Origin of the sequence: Rhodococcus sp. IEGM 1351 (assembly GCF_030056875.1) — a bacterium.
Lineage (GTDB): Bacteria > Actinomycetota > Actinomycetes > Mycobacteriales > Mycobacteriaceae > Rhodococcus_F > Rhodococcus_F opacus.
In genome coordinates this window covers 1-1,789 of sequence record NZ_JASHKU010000075.1, presented here as the reverse complement: position 1 = coordinate 1,789, position 1,789 = coordinate 1, and the positions used below count along the sequence as shown (strand labels likewise).

Here is a 1,789-nt window from a genome sequence, read left to right as displayed (position 1 = left end):
CACAGCTCGACGGCTCGGGCCGCGTACGGAGGTTGCTGATCTGCCGCACACCCGAACTTGCTTTTATGTCCTGAGGGCATCGTGTCGACTCCCACGGGTGATCGTTCGACACTTGGGACTGCCCCGGCTCTGGTTGACACCTGATGCGATGAAGGGGCGGGGCCTCCGCTCCTCGAGGGTTCCCGGCGAATGCTGGGAGTACTCACTTCCGAACGTAAAGGGAGGCCCCTGATGAGTGAGTATGACGGAAAACAGTTCGTCGGGATCGATCTGCACCGGCAACGATCGGTGATCGTCCGCCAGTCCGACACCGGCGAGCAGCTCTCGGCGGTGCGGATCGTCAACGATCCGGTGGCGTTGGGGTTGCAGATCGAGCAGGCCGGCCCGAACCCCGAAGTGGTCCTGGAGGCGACCTATGGCTGGTACTGGGCGGTCGATGCGCTGCGAGCGTCGGGTGCGGACGTACACCTGGCGCACCCACTAGGGGTCAAGGGATTCCGATACCGGAGGGTGAAGAACGACGTCCGCGATGCTGGTGACCTGGCGGATCTACTGCGGATGCACCGGTTGCCCGAGGCGTGGATCGCCCCGCCCGCCACACGTGAGTTGCGGGAACTCGTGCGCTACCGGGCGAAGCTCGTCGCGCTGCGCTCCGGGCTCAAGGCGCAGGTGCATGCCGTGCTCGCCAAGGCGGGAGTCCTGATCCCGGTGTCGGACCTGTTCGGGGTCACCGGCCGCCAGAAGCTGACGCGGGTGCCGCTCGGTGACGCGTACGCGCAGCGGGTGATCTCGTTGCTCGAGCTGATCGACGACCTCGACACCCACGAGGCGCGGTTCACCGCCCGGATCGCCACCGAGCTGCGTGGCGACCGCGGGTATACGGCGATCCAGGCGCTGCCCGGCATCGGACCCACCCTGGCCGCGGTGTTCGTCGCCGAGATCGGGGACGTGCACCGGTTCACCGACCCCGCTCACCTGTGCTCCTGGGCCGGTTTGACGCCCAAGCACCGCGAGTCCGACGCCGTGGTGCGGCGCGGGCACATCACGAAGCAGGGCAGCAAACTGGTGCGCTGGGCGGCCGTCGAGGCCATCCAACGGCATCCCGCCGGCACGAAGATCTCGACCGATCGCAAACGGATCGAGGCCCGCCGCGGCCGAAACATCGCCAAGATCGCCGCGGCCCGCAAACTGCTCACCCTCGTCTACTACGGGCTGCGCGACGGAGAGATCCGCGCCCTGGCCCACCAGAAGGCGATGGCGTGAGCACCCCGGACGCAACACGCGCGCGGCCGTGCACAAGTCTGACCCCCGTGCCTACGGCGTGGTCGCCCACCTGATTGACCCCGTGTGTTGCCAGCGCACCGCTCCATGCCCGCACCGCCGGGCGAAGGGATGACCGGCAGCCGAGGAAGCTCGGCCCTGCCCAACCCCACACGCATCACACTGGAGACGTTGCACCACAACAACATAACGAAACCGAATCGCGTCGTTGGTCCTCGACCTGTTCTCGGCTCATTCCAGTCTGCGCCGGCCGGGCCACCGTCAAGACCATTCGTCCTCGCTCACGCTGCGGGCGCTGTGTCTTGACCCCGGCCCTCACCCGGCGCTGCCCACATGGAGCCGAAACCACGTAAAACGCGACCCTTGACAAGGCCCCGCTCCTTCAGGGATGACCTGTGAGGGATCTGCCCTCACGGTGGAAGGATGATCGACATGCCGAAGCCGTATCCCGAGGAGTTCCGCCGCGACGTCGTCGCCGTGGCCCGCAAACGCGAAGCCCCGCTGGGGC

The 1,789-nt window shown here is 67.2% G+C and carries 1 protein-coding gene; it reads left to right on the top strand.

The window, feature by feature from the left end:
• Positions 1-231 precede the first annotated feature (231 nt).
• Positions 232-1,263 (top strand): IS110 family RNA-guided transposase, encoded by a 1,032-nt coding sequence (locus QM806_RS40795; protein WP_164066143.1) that lies wholly within the window; start codon positions 232-234, stop codon positions 1,261-1,263.
• The last annotated feature ends 526 nt before the right edge of the window (positions 1,264-1,789 follow it).

Coding starts and splice junctions, on each gene's coding strand:
- QM806_RS40795 (WP_164066143.1), top strand. CDS start 232: ATGAGTGAGTATGACGGAAAACAGTTCGTCGGGATCGATCTGCACCGG.